At 71.0% G+C, this 15,128-nt stretch carries 14 protein-coding genes and 2 pseudogenes; 7 read left to right on the forward strand and 9 right to left on the reverse strand.

Annotated features, from left to right (window positions below; genetic code table 11):
• Window positions 1–7 precede the first annotated feature (7 nt).
• Window positions 8–526, reverse strand: coding sequence for a nuclear transport factor 2 family protein (locus tag B207_RS0108670; protein WP_018636138.1), 519 nt, complete (start codon window positions 524–526; stop codon window positions 8–10).
• Window positions 527–540: 14 nt separating this feature from the next.
• Window positions 541–1,470 carry an alcohol dehydrogenase catalytic domain-containing protein gene (locus B207_RS0108675; RefSeq protein WP_026310842.1) on the reverse strand — a complete coding sequence of 310 codons (930 nt, stop codon included), beginning with the start codon at window positions 1,468–1,470 and terminating at the stop codon, window positions 541–543.
• A 162-nt stretch (window positions 1,471–1,632) separates the two neighbouring features.
• Between B207_RS0108675 and B207_RS33110 the strand changes: the two genes are divergently transcribed.
• From B207_RS33110 to B207_RS0108690, 3 genes and pseudogenes are all read left to right on the forward strand, one after another.
• Window positions 1,633–2,286 carry a TetR/AcrR family transcriptional regulator gene (locus B207_RS33110; protein WP_018636140.1) on the forward strand — a complete coding sequence of 218 codons (654 nt, stop codon included), beginning with the start codon at window positions 1,633–1,635 and terminating at the stop codon, window positions 2,284–2,286.
• A 74-nt stretch (window positions 2,287–2,360) separates the two neighbouring features.
• A pseudogene (locus tag B207_RS33115) lies at window positions 2,361–2,777 on the forward strand (TetR-like C-terminal domain-containing protein); the annotation flags it as partial.
• A 262-nt stretch (window positions 2,778–3,039) separates the two neighbouring features.
• The gene (locus B207_RS0108690) at window positions 3,040–3,663 is read left to right on the forward strand and encodes a hypothetical protein (RefSeq protein WP_018636142.1); all 624 of its coding nucleotides are present in this window, start codon (window positions 3,040–3,042) and stop codon (window positions 3,661–3,663) included.
• Between the two features lie 6 nt (window positions 3,664–3,669).
• Here B207_RS0108690 and B207_RS0108695 read toward each other — a convergent pair whose 3' ends face one another.
• On the reverse strand, window positions 3,670–4,098 hold the full coding sequence (locus B207_RS0108695; RefSeq protein WP_018636143.1) for a nuclear transport factor 2 family protein: 429 nt from the start codon (window positions 4,096–4,098) through the stop codon (window positions 3,670–3,672).
• 186 nt (window positions 4,099–4,284) lie between these two features.
• Between B207_RS0108695 and B207_RS38090 the strand changes: the two genes are divergently transcribed.
• Window positions 4,285–4,392, forward strand: a complete 108-nt coding sequence (locus B207_RS38090; RefSeq protein ID WP_230204926.1) for an MEKHLA domain-containing protein — start codon at window positions 4,285–4,287, stop codon at window positions 4,390–4,392.
• Between the two features lie 13 nt (window positions 4,393–4,405).
• Here B207_RS38090 and B207_RS0108700 read toward each other — a convergent pair whose 3' ends face one another.
• The 3 genes from B207_RS0108700 to B207_RS0108710 form a co-directional block, all read right to left on the reverse strand.
• A complete protein-coding gene (locus B207_RS0108700; protein WP_018636144.1) occupies window positions 4,406–5,131 on the reverse strand; it encodes a helix-turn-helix domain-containing protein in 726 nt (241 codons plus the stop codon).
• On the reverse strand, window positions 5,128–6,687 hold the full coding sequence (locus tag B207_RS33120; protein WP_230204922.1) for an MFS transporter: 1,560 nt from the start codon (window positions 6,685–6,687) through the stop codon (window positions 5,128–5,130). Before B207_RS33120 ends, B207_RS0108700 begins: the two co-directional genes overlap by 4 nt.
• A gap of 123 nt (window positions 6,688–6,810) precedes the next feature.
• Window positions 6,811–8,460: a GMC oxidoreductase gene (locus B207_RS0108710; protein WP_018636146.1), complete on the reverse strand. Its 1,650-nt coding sequence runs from the start codon at window positions 8,458–8,460 to the stop codon at window positions 6,811–6,813.
• 63 nt (window positions 8,461–8,523) lie between these two features.
• Between B207_RS0108710 and B207_RS39600 the strand changes: the two genes are divergently transcribed.
• The 3 genes from B207_RS39600 to B207_RS0108720 all read left to right on the forward strand — a co-directional run bounded on the left by B207_RS39600 (window position 8,524) and on the right by B207_RS0108720 (window position 10,603).
• Window positions 8,524–8,703, forward strand: coding sequence for a hypothetical protein (locus B207_RS39600; protein ID WP_154675222.1), 180 nt, complete (start codon window positions 8,524–8,526; stop codon window positions 8,701–8,703).
• Between the two features lie 102 nt (window positions 8,704–8,805).
• The gene (locus B207_RS0108715) at window positions 8,806–9,957 is read left to right on the forward strand and encodes a hypothetical protein (RefSeq protein WP_195905263.1); all 1,152 of its coding nucleotides are present in this window, start codon (window positions 8,806–8,808) and stop codon (window positions 9,955–9,957) included.
• Between the two features lie 190 nt (window positions 9,958–10,147).
• A complete protein-coding gene (locus B207_RS0108720) occupies window positions 10,148–10,603 on the forward strand; it encodes a DUF4190 domain-containing protein (RefSeq protein ID WP_018636148.1) in 456 nt (151 codons plus the stop codon).
• A gap of 58 nt (window positions 10,604–10,661) precedes the next feature.
• Here the strand turns inward: B207_RS0108720 and B207_RS33125 are convergent.
• The 3 genes and pseudogenes from B207_RS33125 to B207_RS0108735 all read right to left on the reverse strand — a co-directional run.
• Window positions 10,662–11,819, reverse strand: a pseudogene (locus tag B207_RS33125) (RNA-guided endonuclease InsQ/TnpB family protein); the annotation flags it as partial.
• 254 nt (window positions 11,820–12,073) lie between these two features.
• On the reverse strand, window positions 12,074–13,168 hold the full coding sequence (locus B207_RS0108730; protein WP_018636149.1) for a phospholipase A2: 1,095 nt from the start codon (window positions 13,166–13,168) through the stop codon (window positions 12,074–12,076).
• Window positions 13,169–13,331: 163 nt separating this feature from the next.
• Window positions 13,332–14,390 carry an ABC transporter substrate-binding protein gene (locus B207_RS0108735; protein WP_326828396.1) on the reverse strand — a complete coding sequence of 353 codons (1,059 nt, stop codon included), beginning with the start codon at window positions 14,388–14,390 and terminating at the stop codon, window positions 13,332–13,334.
• Window positions 14,391–15,128 lie beyond the last annotated feature (738 nt).

A 15,128-nucleotide genomic window follows, 5' to 3' on the forward strand; every position in this document is an offset into this window, starting at 1 on the left:
TCACAGCTCAGGCCGGCGGTGGCGGTGGCGGTGGCGGTGGCGGTGGCGCGAGCATCTCGCGGTGTTCGGGCGTGCCGTCGAGGTTGGCGTTGATCCGCTCGCGGATGCGCCAGCCCCGCGCGGTACGCACCCAGCGCCACGTGTTCGCGGAGACCCGGGCCACCCAGAACCGGTCGGCGTCGGCGTCCCAGCGGATGTTGAGCGCATAGCTGCGGCCGGTCGCCTCGTCACCGTCGACCACGATGTGCGGCACTGTCAGGACATGGCCGCAGCCGTTGCGGATCAGGCTCTGGTGGCCGCCGTCGACCATGGCGGCGATGTCGCCCCGCCCCCGCATCCGCAGTGTGGGGACGGCGTCGAAGGTGCCGTCCTCGGTCCAGAGCGCCGCCGTGGCCTGCGCCGACCCGCTGTCGACAGCGGGCCCGTACTGGGCGACGAGCTGCATGATCTCGATCTGATCCTCGAGGGCGTGGATCCTTGCCGCCAGTCCTTCGACCACGGCGCGAAGCTCGTCCAACTCACTCATCCACGGACCTCGTCTCAAGGGACGACGACGATGCGGACCGGCCCGTCGGCGTCACGCGACGCGCTGAGAGCGTCGGCCACGCCGTCGAGCCCGACGGTCCGGCCGAGCATCGGCGCGACGTCGAGGCTGCCGGAACAGACCGCCTCGAAGGCCTCGTCCCAGTGGTGCGTCAACGGGCCGCCGCCGAACTGGATGTTCAGGCCCTTCCGTTTGGCGGTCAGGGTGTGCAGGTGCTCGCCCTCCGGCGGGCCGCCCATGGAGAAGATCCGGGTACCACGCTCACATCCCCTGATGATCGAGTCGAGGACGCCCGGGAGACCGACGCATTCGAAGACGACGCAGCCCGGCAGGCCGGCCGCCGACAGCATCTCTCTCATCGGCTCGGGAGTGCCGTGGGCCACGTCCCGCCAGGCCTGGTACGGCGAGAGCTCGGCGGGGTCGATGACCACGTCGGCTCCCATGGCCAGCGCGGTCTCCCGCCGCGAGGCGGCCGACCAGCCGACCGAGATCGCGTCGGCGATGCACACGATCTCGCTCGGGAGCTCCGAGACCGCGACGCGGGTGAGGGACTCGTCCAGCAGGAAGTACTCGCCGAACCCGCCGGGTGACTCCGGGTTCTGCCCGATGATCCTGCGCCCGGTGGCGGTGGCCAGCACCGGCAGGGAGCTCACCCGAGTACCGACGGGGATGCGACGCTCGGTACCGGGGCCGTAGTCGACGACCTCGGCGCAGCACTCGTGGCCCATGACGATGTCGGCGTCCCGGTCGTAGGTCGACATCCCGCTGTCGTCCTCCACGCCGGCTTCCAGGTGATCCATGAAGTGGATGTCCGACGCGCAGATCCCGCACGCCAGTGACCGGACGAGAAGCTGCCCCGGCCCTGGCACCGGATCACTGATGACGCGTGTCTCGACCGTCCCACCCCGCAGCACAGCAGCTCGCATCAGCTTCTCTCTCCGTCGCCACCAGCGCCTGTCCCCGGCACCGGACTGTAGTGACGGCCGGCGAGTTATAGAAGAGTTCGTCCTGAAATTTTATAGAAGATCTTGTCCTGGAACTCGACGGAGCCGGCGTGGGCCCGAGTCGTCGCCCATACGATCGCCGGCATGGCCGAGCCCCCCCGCCGCCGCCCGGGGCGCCCCCGGGACACGAGCATCGACGAACGGGCCCTCGCGGCAACGCGCGAGCTGCTCGTGGAGCGTGGCTTCGAAGCGACGACGATCCACGCCGTCGCCGGGCACTCCGGTGTCCACGCCTCCGCCATCTACCGCCGCTGGGGTTCGCGGATCGAGCTGATCGAGGAAGCCACGTTCCCCGGCCTCAGCCCACTCGGCGTCCAGCCGACGGGGGACCTCCGCGGCGACCTCCGCCGCTTCGTCCGCGCCTACGTCGCCGCCTTCGACGCACCCGCGGCGCGCGCGGCCGCGGCGGGGCTGCTCGCGCACCACCAGGCCGCGAGCCGGCATCGCCCACCGGAGTTCTACCTGCGTGTGTCGGCGCGACCGCAGTTCCAGGACATCCTGCACGCCGCGCCACCCGGGAGCATCGACCCCGCCGTGGACCCGGACGACGTCTTCGACATGCTCCTCGGCGCCATCCTGACCCGCACGCTGCTGTCCACGGTCACCGCCCGACGCCGTCCGCTGGACCGCACCGTCGAGATGATCATGCGACTTCTGCAGCCAGCGGCCAGCACCAGCACCAGCACCAGCACCAGCACCAGCACCAGCACGATCGAACCCGGCAGCCAGCCGGCCTGAAGGAACAGGCAGAGGGGAACCCCGACGGCGGTGAAGGCGACGGACCACCAGAAGGCTGCGCCGAGCGCGTCGGCGAGCGCGTCCGGGCCACCATCGCCCACGCCCTCGGACGTGACCGCCGCGTGACCCCCGACACCGGGAGCCTGCGGGGCGACGTTCTCGCCCTCATGCGCGAGGTCAACGCCACCCGCGCCCAGCTCGCCACCGTCATGAGCGTCCACCTCGCCGGCTATTACCAGGAGACCGGCACCAGCCCCGCCGACCTCCGCAGAATCGTCGCGGTGGGCCGCGAGAACCCTCTCGACGTTCTGTTCGCCCGCGCAGCCGACCGGGGGGAGATCAGGCCGGAGCGTCTTTCCGACCGCGTGCGGTCACTCCCCTTCGATCTCCTGCGGCACGAGTTCGTCATGAACCTCGCCCCCGTCACCGACGAGGTCCTGACAGAGATCGTCGACACGATCTTCCTGCCACTGGTGCAGCAGCACACCTGACAAACCGCGCACCCGCCCCTGCGGAAGGACCGCGGTGGCCGGCCGAACAGCTCGCCACCCCGCCGCCGCGATGGCGGAAACCCTCGCCCACGGGATCATCCCCTAGAATCCCGGAAGTCGTCCGAACCTTTTTCTCGTGCAGTTGCCTCGAGACGAAGGGCGGACTTCTGCGCTGGCAGGAGACAGCCCGCGCATCGATCATGCGGCTGGATTTCGGGGGGTATCTGTGAGGGTCGAGAAAACAAGGTCGCGGTCACTCACCGTGGGCTTCGGGGTGGGCCTGGCGCTGCTGGCCACCGCGTGCGGCGGGAGCGGTTCGACCGTCACCTCCCAGTCACCGAGCGCCCAGGATGCGGCCGGGTCGGCCGGCCAGGCCCCCACTCCGCTGGCTGGCTGGGTCACTGACCTGCCCACAGCCCTGGCAGGCGGCTCGGCGGCTCTGCCCCCGACCCCGGCGGCAACAGCCGACCTCGCCGCCCCGGCGCCCGCCCTCGCACCCGCACCCGCACCGACTCCCGTCGCCGGCGCGGGCCCACTGGCGAACTCCATCGTCCCCGAGAACTTTCCGTTTCCGCCCGGAGTGACGTTCACCGTCTCCAAGAACAAGCCCACGGACGCGACACTCACTCTTGACGGCATCACTCCGGCCGCGGCCGTCGACTATTATCGCCAGAATCTGCCCGGCGCCGGTTACAAGTTCTTCCAGGAAGCCGGCTCCGACGGCAGAACGAAAATCACCTACACGGGCAACAGCCAGAGTGTCCAGCTCGTCGTAGGCGGATCCAGAACACCGGAAATGGTGCTGCTCATCTTTGTGCAGTGCACCAGCGAGGTGGCGGGGGAAGAGATCCCGGGCCGGCGCAGCGACCGGGTGGCGTGCGTTTGACGACGATCAGCCGACAGGCGTCTCGCCGGAGGCCAGCAGGCGCGCGATCCGCGTGGTGCGGCGGCTGATCCGCCAGCCTGCCGGAGTACGGACGAGCTCGTCGGTGTAGTTGCCGATCACGTCGATCCAGCGGCCGGGGTCGTCCGGCGAAAGCATCAGGACCGCATGGACGTAGGAACGTGCCGACGCCCGGTCCCCCTCGACGTCGACGACGACGTTCGACAGGCGGTGGTGGGTCGGGCCCATGTTCTCGTGTGCCCTGGTCATGTACTCGGTGATCGCCTCGACGCCGGCATGCTTCACGGTGCCGTAGTCAGCCTCGACGTCCGCGGTCCAGCACGTGCGGAACAGGGCCCAGTCCCGCTGGTCGATACCTGTCGCGTACCGGACCAGCACCTCGGCGATCTGCGCCTTGTCCTCCCGAAGGTCCGCCACGGCAGTTCCCCTCCCGCATGGTCGCGGCCCAGGTCCGAAGGTCAGGGCCCGGAACGTCGGGAACGCTACTTCTGCGCCGGCGACCCGTCCACCCGTCCGCCCGACAGCTGAACGACGTCCTGCTCCGGGGTTGCGCCGAACGGCTATCGCGGTCAGCGGGTCGCCCGGTCCGGGCGCCGTTTCTGGATCGAGGACACGACGATCTGGAACCTCGTCGATCGCGACGGCACACTGCAGGGGCAGGCTGCCATGATCCGCGCCTGGTACGACGGGTGCGACGGGTGCGACGCCTGACGGAGTGCCTGACTCAGGGCTGGGGCGGTTCGGTTATCCCCAGTGCGGCGAGGAGAGCGGCGGTCAGCGGCTCGCGCAGGTCCTCGGCGGAAGCCTTGGCGAGTCGGGTGAGGGTTCCGGCGTCCCGGGCGACTCCCACCCCGAAGAGCAGGGCGACGGCGAGCTCGGCTGCCAGCTCCGGGTCGGGCGCCGCCGCCGTCTCGCCCAGCGGTAGGCGAACGGTGTCGAGCCGTTCGCGGGTCGCTGCCCGTGCGGCGGCGTCCACCTCACGACGGAAGACGTTCTGGGCCGCGGCGCTGACACCGCTCGCTGTCCATCTGTCCAGCGCCCGGCCCACCAGGGCACGCACCGCTGCCGCCGGGTCGGCCGGCGTCTCGCTCGCCGCGGCCGACCCGCGGGCGGGCGACGCGGCGCCGGCCGCGGACCGCGCCGGCGGCTCCGCCTGCCCCTCGCCGGCGGAGCCGCCGCTACCCGCGGCGTCACTGGCCGGGCCGCCGCGGTTCGGGCCGCCGGAGACCGGAACGGTCTGTCCGATGAGCGGATCGGCGGCGAGAACCGCCTGGTACAGCCCTTCCTTACCGCCGAAGTACCGGGCGATGAGGGCCGGGTCGACGCCGGCACGGTCGCCGACCGACCGGATGGCGGTGCCGGCGTAACCGCGCTCGGCGAACAGGTCGGCCGCTGCGGCGAGCAGCGCCTGACGGCTCCGCGCCGCGTCGCGCCGGCGGGTGGTGTTCATGGCTCGACATCATCCGCCATCGTGGGGCGCGAGGCGGCGGTGCCCACCGGCTCCTCCCACGGTGTCGCCAGCTCTGCCAGCCGGGCAGCGGGGATGGCGGCTGGGGCCGCGGCCTGCTCACCGTCACGTGGCGAGGCCGGCAGGGCCAGCGCCGCGAGCACGGCCAGCGCGCAGACCCCGCCGGCCAGGCCGAACGCCAGCGTGTAGCCGCTCTCGCCGGGCTGCGACGAGCCGGTCGGGGTGTGCGCGGCGAGCATGGCCGCTCCGAGCGCGCTGCCCACCGAGCCGCCAGCCGTCCGCAGGACCTGGTTGAAGCTCGTGGCGCTGCCGGTCTCCTGCGGTGGGACGGATCCGATGATGAGCGCGGGCATCGCCGCGAAGGCGAGCCCGATGCCGACCCCGAACAGGAACGTGGCCGCACCCAGCTCGACGAGGTGGTCGTGGCGGACGGCAAGGCCGAACTGGGCGAGGGCCACCGCGAGCAGACCGGTCACCAACAGTCCCCGGCCGCCGCCGGTGCGTGGCCCCAGCCAGCGCGACCAGCGGCTGGCCAGGACTGTTCCCGCGGACAGGGGCAGGATCACCAGGCCGAGCACCGCGGGCGACGCCCCGAAGCCGTAGCCGGTCGACGTCGGGGCCTGCGCGAGCCGGTTGATCAGGGTCATCGCGTTGAACATGCCGAAGCCGGCGAGCGCCGCGCACACGTCGGCCACGAGCACCGGGCGGGCTCTGAGGTACCTCAGCTCGACCAGCGGGTTCGCCGTCCGCAGCTCGACCAGGGCCCAGCCGACCCCGCAGGCGGCGCCGACCACGAGAAGCGCCACCACCCCCGGCGACGTCCAGCCCCAGGCCCGTCCCTCGCTCAGCGCGAGCAGCAGTGGGCTGAGCGCGGCGGCGAACAGCCAGGCGCCGCGCAGGTCGAGCCGCCCGGATGCGGGCCGGGCGCTCGCCCGCCCCGGCACGACGGCGACCACCGCCGCCATCGCCGCGCCCGCCAGCCCGGCCGCCATCCAGAATCCCGCGTGGTAGTCGAACGTGTCCGCGATCAGGCCGCTGAGGGGGTAGCCGAGCCCGGCCCCGGTCGCGACCGTGATGGACAGGGCCGCGATCCCCGGGCCGACCCGGCTCGGCGGCAGCAGATCGCGGGCGATCGCCAGCGCCAGCGGCATCAGGCCCATGCCGATGCCCATCAGGCCCCGCCCGACGAGCAGCTGAACGAAGCTCGCCGCGGTGGCCGCGAGGACGGAGCCCGCTCCCACGGCCCCCAGGCCGGCCAGCAGCACGGTGCGCCGGTGTGGCCCGTCACCGAGCCGCCCGATCAGCGGGGTGGTGGCGGCCCCGATCAGCAGCGTCAGGGTGAGCAGCCACTGGGCGTCCGTGAGCGAGACGTGCAGGTCGGTCGCGATCGTCGGGATCAGCGGCGTGCCGAGCGTCCCGATGACCGCGATCACGAGTCCGCAGTAGACGAGGACGCCGAGCAGGAGACCCGGGCTCGCCCGGCCCGGTAGGCCTGACCTGGCCGGCGCCGCCTGGATGATGCCCCGTCTCCCACGCACCGCGCCTCCCGATCTTTGCCTCCAAGCAATGTCATCATACGATGACATCACTTGAAGACAAAGCGGGGCCCGTGGGTGCCTGGGCCTGGCCGGCGTCCGCCCGAGCGGTCGGTCAGGGGCCCGTCAGAAGACGGTGCCCACGTCCTGGGGAACGATCCTGGCCATGCTGTGCTCGGCCAGCGCGGCGATGGTCATGGACGGGTTGCAGGCGCCAGTCGAGCCGGGGATGCGGGAGCCGTCGAGGACGTACAGACCGCGGTGGCCGCGGACACGGCCGTAGAGGTCGGTGGCTGATCCCATGGGGACGCCACCGAGGGCGTGCCAGGTCGAGTTCTCGGTCAGGTTCGTGTCGATCATGATTCCGCCGCCGGCGAGGGCCAGGCCGGCCATCCGCGCCGCGATCAGCGTCTGGAGGGCGATGTCGGCGCCGATCGGCCAGTTCAGGACGGCGTCGTCCTTGGCCGCGTCGTAGGCCCACGTGCCGACCGGGGGAACGATGCCGAAGCCGACGACGGTCATCAGTCGCTGGATGCCGGCGATCAGGGGCGGCGCGCCGGCGTGGATGATCCGGAGCGGAATCGGGCTGACCGGGTCGGTCGCGCCCACGCAGGCGGGGCCACCCTGGGCGGCGCCCGGGTTGCGCAGCATCCCGATCCACTCGTAGATGCGGTCGCCGTTGTTGCCCCACTGGGTACCGATGGAGTCCGGCAGGTTCGGGATGAGGTTCTTGGCCTTCGCCTTGACCAGCAGCCGCGTCGTTCCGGGCGAGCCGGCGTTGAGGAAGACCGCGTCGGTGGTGATGGTCTTGTGTTCCTGGACGTTGCCGGCAGTGTCGATACGGTCGACGGACAGGACCCATTTGCCGTTGGCGCCGAGGGAGACGTCCCGCACGATGTGCAGCGTCTGCACGGTCACCTTGCCGGTGGCCTCCGCGGCGGCGAGGTAGGTGACGTCGATCGAGTGCTTTCCTCCGTTGTTCACGCCGAAGGCGATGTCACTGTTGGTGTAGGCCTTCTTGTAGGTACCGTTGAGCTCTCCGCGGACGAAGTTCCAGTCGACGGGAAGCGGGACCTTGAACGTCCGCAGGCCGGTCCGGGGCGCGACGTCCAGGAAGATTCTGGACGAGGTGTACGGGTCCGCGTTGAGGATGTCGTCGGGGACGGTGGAGACTCCGAGCATCGATGCCACGGTGGGATACCACCTGGCGTTGAGCTCGTCGTACATTCCGGCGGCCAGCGGCATCGACCGGTTGAAGTCGGACCTGGTGGGCTGCAGGGTCATGCCGTGGTACATGACCGAACCGCCACCGACGCAGGCGCCGCAGTTGACGGTCATGTTGTTGCCCTTGATGACCTCGATGACCCCGGTGTAGAGCGGCCAGGTCTGGTCGGCGCCCGGAACGAGGCTCGCCAGGCTCGGCAGCGGTGGTTTCGGGGAGAGCCAGGCCGACCGGTTGTCGAGGTTCGCGACGGTGGCGAAGGTGTTCGCGTTCGGCCCGGTGGGCCAGCGCAGCCCCCGTTCGAGAACGAGGGTCGGCACTCCGGCCCTGGCGAGGCGCAGCGCGGTCACGCCACCGCCGAAGCCGGTGCCGACGACCACGGCCCGGGCGTTCACCTCGGTGTTCGTCACCGCACGCGCCGGTGACGCACCGGCCACGAGGCCGCCGAACGTGACCGCGCCGGTGCCCGCGGCGCCGATGAATGTCCGTCGACTAAATCCGGTGGCGGATTTCTGGCCAGCGGTCTCGGATAATCCTGACGACACCTCGGACATGCCACTCTCCTCTTTTCGGCGATCCTGCTCCGGCGACACCAGGACATGCCCGGAAGTCGCCCGATGTCATCCCGCGTGCTTTTTAGCACGCACACCGAAGACTTAACCAGTAGCTTTTTTACGGGTCTGCCGTTGACGCAGTCGACCTACGACAATATTCTCGCCCACGAAGGAAGCGACAAAAAGGTGACCGAGATGGAGAGTTTTCCGAAAAATAGCGACGGCGCCACAGCCGGGCCGTGACGACGGCCGGACCAGGGGCGCCCGTCATATCCACGCCGACGAGGGGGCACCAGGCCGATGCCTGCAGCACCGTCGCCCGTGTCGATCCGCCAGCGGATCCGCGTGGCTGTTTCCTTTCTCGCCGCCGCCACGGTGGTTCTGCTCGCCGCACCGGCCGAGGCCGCCGGCGGTCCACCGGCCGTCCCGCTGACCGCGCGGGATCTCACCCCGCAGTGGGCCGGCGACAGCCGCGTGGTCGCTGTCAACGACGTCGGCCAGGCACTCGTCTCGACCGGCCCGGATTCCCCCGCGTATCTGTGGGCCCGCGGCCGTCTCACGCCGCTGACCTATGACGGACGACCGATCGAGCCGATCGGCCTGAACAACCGCGGCCAGGTCATCGGGCATGGGCAGTCCGCCTCCGGAGCACCGGTCGCCGTCCGCTGGGAACACGGAACAGCAGCCGTGCTGCCCGTTCCCGGGGACACGGTCATCCCGGCCGACATCAACGACCGTGGGCAGGTGGTGGCCATCTCCGCCGAGCTCGACGGGCCGGAGCCGGTCGTCCGGGCCTACCTGTCCGGCTCCGACGGGCGTACGGCCCGCGATCTCGGCGTGGTCCCCAGCCTCGCCAACGCGAGCCTGCACGTGAACGAGTCCGGGCAGGTCGCCGGCACCAGGACCGGCGAGGGAGGCCCCGTCTACGGCATGCCAGGCGGGTTCCTGTGGGCCGACGGCCGGGTCACCGACCTCGGGTCGCTCGGCGGCGACTCGACGCAGGTCACCGCCCTCAACGCACGCGGCCAGGTGGTCGGGCAGAGCGTCCGCGCCGACGGGCGGACCCACGCCTTCTTCTGGAGCGCCGGCACGATGACCGATCTGGGAACACTGGGCGGGGACTACTCCCGGGCGACGGCCCTGAACGACCTGAGCCTGGTCACCGGGACGTCGACCGACGCGGGAGGCCAGCAGGACGCCTTCGTCTGGTCGGCCGGCCGGCCGACCACCCCACTCGGCCTCACCGGCCTCGCCGCCGAGGCGGTCGACGTCAACAACCGGGGGCAGGTCATCGCCACGGCCACGGGTTCGACCGGCCCGGGCAGCCCGTATCTGACCCGCGGCTTCCTGTGGCGCGCCGGGAAGCTCACCCCGCTGGCCGCCCTCGGCGGCCCGGACGCCACACCGGCCGCCATCAGTGCGACGGGCACGATCGGCGGCAGCGGCAGCCTCCCGTCGGGAGGCACCCACGCCGCCCTCTGGACCGCTGGGCCCTGAGCAGCACAGACACACAGCGGCACGGTGCGGCGCGACGGACATCTTCCACGGATGCATGTTCGTGGGTGAGTACGGCGGTAAAGCGGGTAGAAGCGTTGCGACGATCGATCACGTCAGCCCGAGCCGGCAGGAACCGGCAGGAGCCGGCAGGAACCGACAGAGAACGGACGAGTCGAGAAACGGAGTCGCAATGACGAAGCCGACGCCGGTGCACCGCACCGGAGATCCTCAGGTCACGGGCGACAATCCCTACCTGCCGCCGAACGAGGCCGGCCAGAACCCCGCGGGTCACGCCGGGCCCGGCACCGGTGGCCCGGCCCCGTATGAAACGTACCCGCAGGCTCCGGCTGACCAGGCCGGTTATATGCCGTACCCGGAAGGCGGGCAGGACCAGGCCCAGTACGGCCGCGCGCCGTATCCGTACGGCCCGGCCCCGGTCGGCGAGACGTCCGGTGTGCGCACGCTGTGGATTCTGGGATTCGTCCTGGGTGCGCTCGGTCTGCTTTTCCCGCTCGCCGGAATCGCCGGCATCGTGTGCGGTGCGGTGGCCTGGAGCAGGCACAGCAGCCGCGGGAAGATGGCGACGTTCGTGGCGATCGCCGGCACGGTGATCGGCTTTGCGATCGGGATAGCGTTCTACATTTGACGTCCTCTCCCGCCTGAAGGCGGGAGATTCCAACGACACGAAAGCTGGTTTCGTGTAGTTGAGGTTCGCGGTTCACAGGAGCCCCACCGGGCTGCCTCCCCGCGCGTTCACCGGCGTCCCTCGGCGATGTTACGTGCAGCATTCACATCGGCGTTGCTCTGATACCCGCAGGCGACACAACAGAACCGCGCTTGGCTCTCACGCGACCCGGCGACGACATACCCACAGGCGAAACAACGCCGACTGGTAAACGCGGCCGGGACCCGCTCGACCCGGCCAGGTGCCTTCTGTTCCACACGTCTGACGAGCAGACCCCATCCCTGAGCCAGGATGCCCCGATTCAGGCCGGCTTTCCGCGCCACGTTCCGCCCCGGTGCGGCCGGGGTACCACGCGCGGAGCGGGTCATCGCCCCGATCCGCAGGTCCTCCACCCGGATCAGCGCGAAACGGCGGGCAAGATCGGTGCTGGTCTTCTCCACCCAGTCCTTACGCCGGTCGGCCTCCCGCGTCCTCACCCGGGCGATCCGGGCCCGCAACCGGGCCCGCCGGTTCGACCCGCGCCTGGACCGGGCGAAACGCCGTTGCAGCCGGCACAGCCGTTCGGTTTCCTTCGGCCTCAGGCCCGGGCAGCACAGCAGCTCCCCGGTCGACAGCGCCGCCGACACCGCGACTCCACGGTCCACCCCGACCACCCCACCGGTGTCGGGAACGGGAATCAGATCGGGGACCGCGGCGAAGGCCACATGCCAGCGGCCCACCCGATCCTGTGTCACCCGGTACGACCGCGCCGCCGGCACGGGGCGGGACCGGCGGAACCGCACCCACCCGACCTTGGGTACCCGTACCTGCGACCAGCGGCCGTTGACCCGCCGCACATCGGCGGGCTTCACCGCAACGATCCGGAAACCCTCGGCCCGGCCCCGCCTACGAAACGACGGCCGCCGATGCGAACCACGAAAAAGTGGGCCATCGCCGTCGTATAGTCCCGCAGTGCCTGCTGCTGCACGATCACACTGCCTGCCGCCAGCCACGGATTGTCTCCCCGCGCGTCGGTGAGCTGCCGGTTCTGCTCCACATAGCCGGGAGCGGGCCCACGGCGCGGATTCCACCACGACCCCTGCTCGCAGGCAAGGTTCCACACATACCGGGCATGCCCGCAGTGCACCAGCAGAGCTTCTTCCTCCGCCGCATCGGGATACAACCGGAACCGGGACACGACCACACCCTAACAGCCATCCCCCAACAAACCGCACACCCGCCTCATCGAGACCACGAAAGGAAACACACACCCCCAACCGCGAAACGATTCACCTTGAGCGCCGTTTCCTCGAACGGCGACCCACCTGACAGCGAACCGCCTACCAACGCCCCGTTGCGCGGGAAACCAGATTCCTCCCCGACCTGAAAGCCGAGGCATCCTCCGGGAATTTCGGTGAGGTACGGCTGCCCCGCCGCCGTGGCTGCGCCTCACTAGCCGAAGGCACGCACCGCGTCGTACATCACCTGGGCGGCGCGCTGGCACGGCATCATCACCCCGAACCAGTCCACCTGCGGCTCGCCCGCCGTCCCGCAGGTGGCGCGCAGGTCGGCGAGGAACTGGTTGTCGACGGCGAGCCGGCGCTGCTGGGTGGGGTCGACCCGCGGGCCGTTCAGGTAGTTGCGGTAGCCGAAGTCGTGACGCAGGCAGGCGTCGGCGAACAGGGCGTCCACCGCGGGCGGTGTCGGCCCGCTGCACCCGTCGGTCGTCCACACCAGGTCACCGTCCGGCGGGTCGGCGGCCCGGTCCCGCCAGACGATGGTGAAGTCCGCCAACGGGAGCCCGTACACGCTGGGAACGTCGACGTCGGGCACCTCCCCGCCGGGTGCCTCATGGACGTCGGCGTCGCCGCCGGTGACGAACACGGCGCCGCCCTGGAAGTAGCTGACGCTGTCCGCACCGGCGGCGGGGCGCGGGTCGAGCAGCGGGTATCCGAGGGCACCGTCTCCCCCACCGGCCTCCTCCCAGGCGTCGGCGGCGGGCGCCGCCACGACGCGGGTGCCGGTCGACGGGCTGGCGGCCACCGCGCCGTGCTCGAAACGCTGGGAGGTGCCGCCGCCGGCCGCCGTCGCCTCGTCGACGGGACGGCCCAGCGCACCGGTCGGGCCACCGGCCTGGGCGTACCGGTCGTAGATCGGCCCGCACACGTCGAAGCCGCCGACCCGGTGGCAGTCAGCCCGCGCCGCGGTCCGCACGGGGGCCGCCTCAGGCGAGGCGATACCAGAGGGCCGCGGCGACGGACCGGCCGGCAGGTCGCCGCCGGCCGCCGGCGGTCCGCCGCCACTCGACGACCCGGCCTGCCCGAGGGATCCGCCCGGGTCGGCCGGGCCGCCGCCCTGGTCGATCACCTCCGACCCCGCGAGTGTCAGCGCGGGCTTCGGCTCCGCGCCCGCGACCGGTCCAGTGCCCGCACCGGGCTGGCAGCCGGCGGTCAGCAGCGTGAGCGCCGCCGCGAGTGCCAGTGTGGTGACAGCGGCAGGACTGCGCGCCAACAGAACCCAGGCGGTGGGGCCCCGACGGTCCGACATGATCTGGTTCCTCTCGACCAGTCGAACCTAGGCCAGGACGAGACCGTCCGAAGCCGGCCCTGCTGTGCGATAACCAACCTGTCGGCTGTCGCACAGCCCGCGGTCCGGTGGTCCGGTGGTCCGGTGGTCCGGCTCTCAGGCGGGCGCGGGCGCGGGCGCGGTGTCAGCGGCTCGTCCCGTCGGCGCAGACGTGCTGGCGGTTGACCTCGAAATCGGTGCCGCCGGCATTGATCCGGACGAAGGCGTAGCAGCTGAGCGGCTGGGTGGGGCTGGTGCTCAGGTTGACGGGTTCGATCAGCCCGCCCGCGTCGTAGTCGGACACCTTGCGCAGGGCCTTGATGAAGCCGTCCCTGGTCGGGCACGCACCGGCCAGGTCGAGCCCGCGCAGGAACATGTCGGCGTAGATGTAGGCCTGCAGGGCGAACTGCTGGTCCGGGTGGACGACCTCCGGTGCGAAACGGGCCATGGCGGTGCGGTAACGGTCGAGAGCGGTGCCGCCGGCTTCGAACGGGCGGGTGTACACGGGGAACGAGACTCCGGCGAGTGCCGTACCCAGGATGGGCAGCAGGCTGTGGTCGTATCCGGCGAACGAGACGGTGGGTGCGAGTCCCAGATTCACGGCCTGGGCGGCCTGCACGATCCGCGCGAGATCGTCGGGCGTCGTGAAGCTGACCAGCGAGTCGGCACCGGCGGCCGCCAGCTGCTGGACGACCCCGCTCGGGTTGTCGGTGCCGGCGAAGGGGATGGTGTCGGTCAGCGCAAGGCCGACCGACTCGAAGGCGGTCCGGTACCGCCCGAGGTTCTCCGTCACGGCGGCCGACGTCCCGGTGGCGACGATGCCGACCTTCCTGCCGCCGCTGGCCCGGACGTACTGGCCCACGGTCACCGGAGACGCCTCGTACATGTTGGAGAACATGTTGGGGAACCGGCTCCAGGACGGCAGCCCGAAGCCGACGACGGGCACTCCCGCAGCCGCCAGGGCCGGCAGCGAATCGCCGACGCCGGTGCTGACCAGCATGACACCGAGGACACCTCCGCCCCGGATGAGATCCTCGGTGACACTCGCGTTCTGCGAGGGCGAGCTCGCGTCGTCATGCCACTCGTAGGAGATCGCCCGGCCGTGCACGCCCCCCTCCTCGTTGGCCAGCCCGATCCTGGCGGCGGCGCCGGAGCGGGCCGAGGAGAACGTCGCGCTGCCCACGCCGGTATCAGAGAGCACCATGCCGAGATTCACCTTGTCGGGTGTCACTCCGGGTGCGTTGCATGCCGCCGGCGCGCCTTTGTCCGCCGATGTCGCGGTGCAGCTGGCGACGGCAGCCACAAGAACTGCGACCACCAGCCCTAACGGCCCTGCCGATCTACCTGAACGCACGTGTTCCTCCATGGAAGCCAAACAAAGACCGACGGGATCAGGGATTACGGCGCACGAGACGGACCGCCCCGCCAGAGGCATTTCCACGGCCGCCGGACCTGCCGGCCCGCGGGTCTCCCATACAGGTCAGGGCAGCCGGGGGCACCGCGGCAGCCGCAGCGGCCACGACCGGTTCGACATCGCGCCCAACCCCGGATACAGCCCTGCGGGCCCCTGCAGGGCCGGCCGCACAGTGGCGCAATGCCCCCGCTTCAATTTTGAACTGAGTATAACTAACGACTCTCCCTCTTCCGCGCCGGGTGACCAGGCACATCAGGCCGCAGGCGGGGAGCCGGCATGCCTGGCCGGCGAGGCGAGGAACCATCGGAGGTCTCTCGGCAGGAATGTGTTGCACCCCAGCGTGATCCCAGGCGGCGCCTGCCACCTCCGTCGGGTTCGGCAACAGCCAGCCGCTGGTCGCTGGCCGAGGAGACGAACCCGGACGGCTCCCCGGCCCGAGAGCAGGGTCGAGTAGCCGGGAGGGGTTTCACCTCCCGGCTCTCGCAGAACCGTGCGTGACGGTCTCCCGTCACACGGCTCCTGTCATCC

Origin of the sequence: Parafrankia elaeagni, assembly GCF_000374165.1 — a bacterium.
GTDB lineage: Bacteria > Actinomycetota > Actinomycetes > Frankiales > Frankiaceae > Parafrankia > Parafrankia elaeagni.

Coding starts and splice junctions, on each gene's coding strand:
- B207_RS0108670 (WP_018636138.1), bottom strand. CDS start 526: ATGAGTGAGTTGGACGAGCTTCGCGCCGTGGTCGAAGGACTGGCGGCA.
- B207_RS0108675 (WP_026310842.1), bottom strand. CDS start 1,470: ATGCGAGCTGCTGTGCTGCGGGGTGGGACGGTCGAGACACGCGTCATC.
- B207_RS33110 (WP_018636140.1), top strand. CDS start 1,633: ATGGCCGAGCCCCCCCGCCGCCGCCCGGGGCGCCCCCGGGACACGAGC.
- B207_RS0108700 (WP_018636144.1), bottom strand. CDS start 5,131: ATGAACACCACCCGCCGGCGCGACGCGGCGCGGAGCCGTCAGGCGCTG.
- B207_RS0108710 (WP_018636146.1), bottom strand. CDS start 8,460: ATGTCCGAGGTGTCGTCAGGATTATCCGAGACCGCTGGCCAGAAATCC.
- B207_RS39600 (WP_154675222.1), top strand. CDS start 8,524: ATGTCATCCCGCGTGCTTTTTAGCACGCACACCGAAGACTTAACCAGT.
- B207_RS0108720 (WP_018636148.1), top strand. CDS start 10,148: ATGACGAAGCCGACGCCGGTGCACCGCACCGGAGATCCTCAGGTCACG.
- B207_RS0108730 (WP_018636149.1), bottom strand. CDS start 13,168: ATGTCGGACCGTCGGGGCCCCACCGCCTGGGTTCTGTTGGCGCGCAGT.
- B207_RS0108735 (WP_326828396.1), bottom strand. CDS start 14,390: ATGGTGCTCTCTGATACCGGCGTGGGCAGCGCGACGTTCTCCTCGGCC.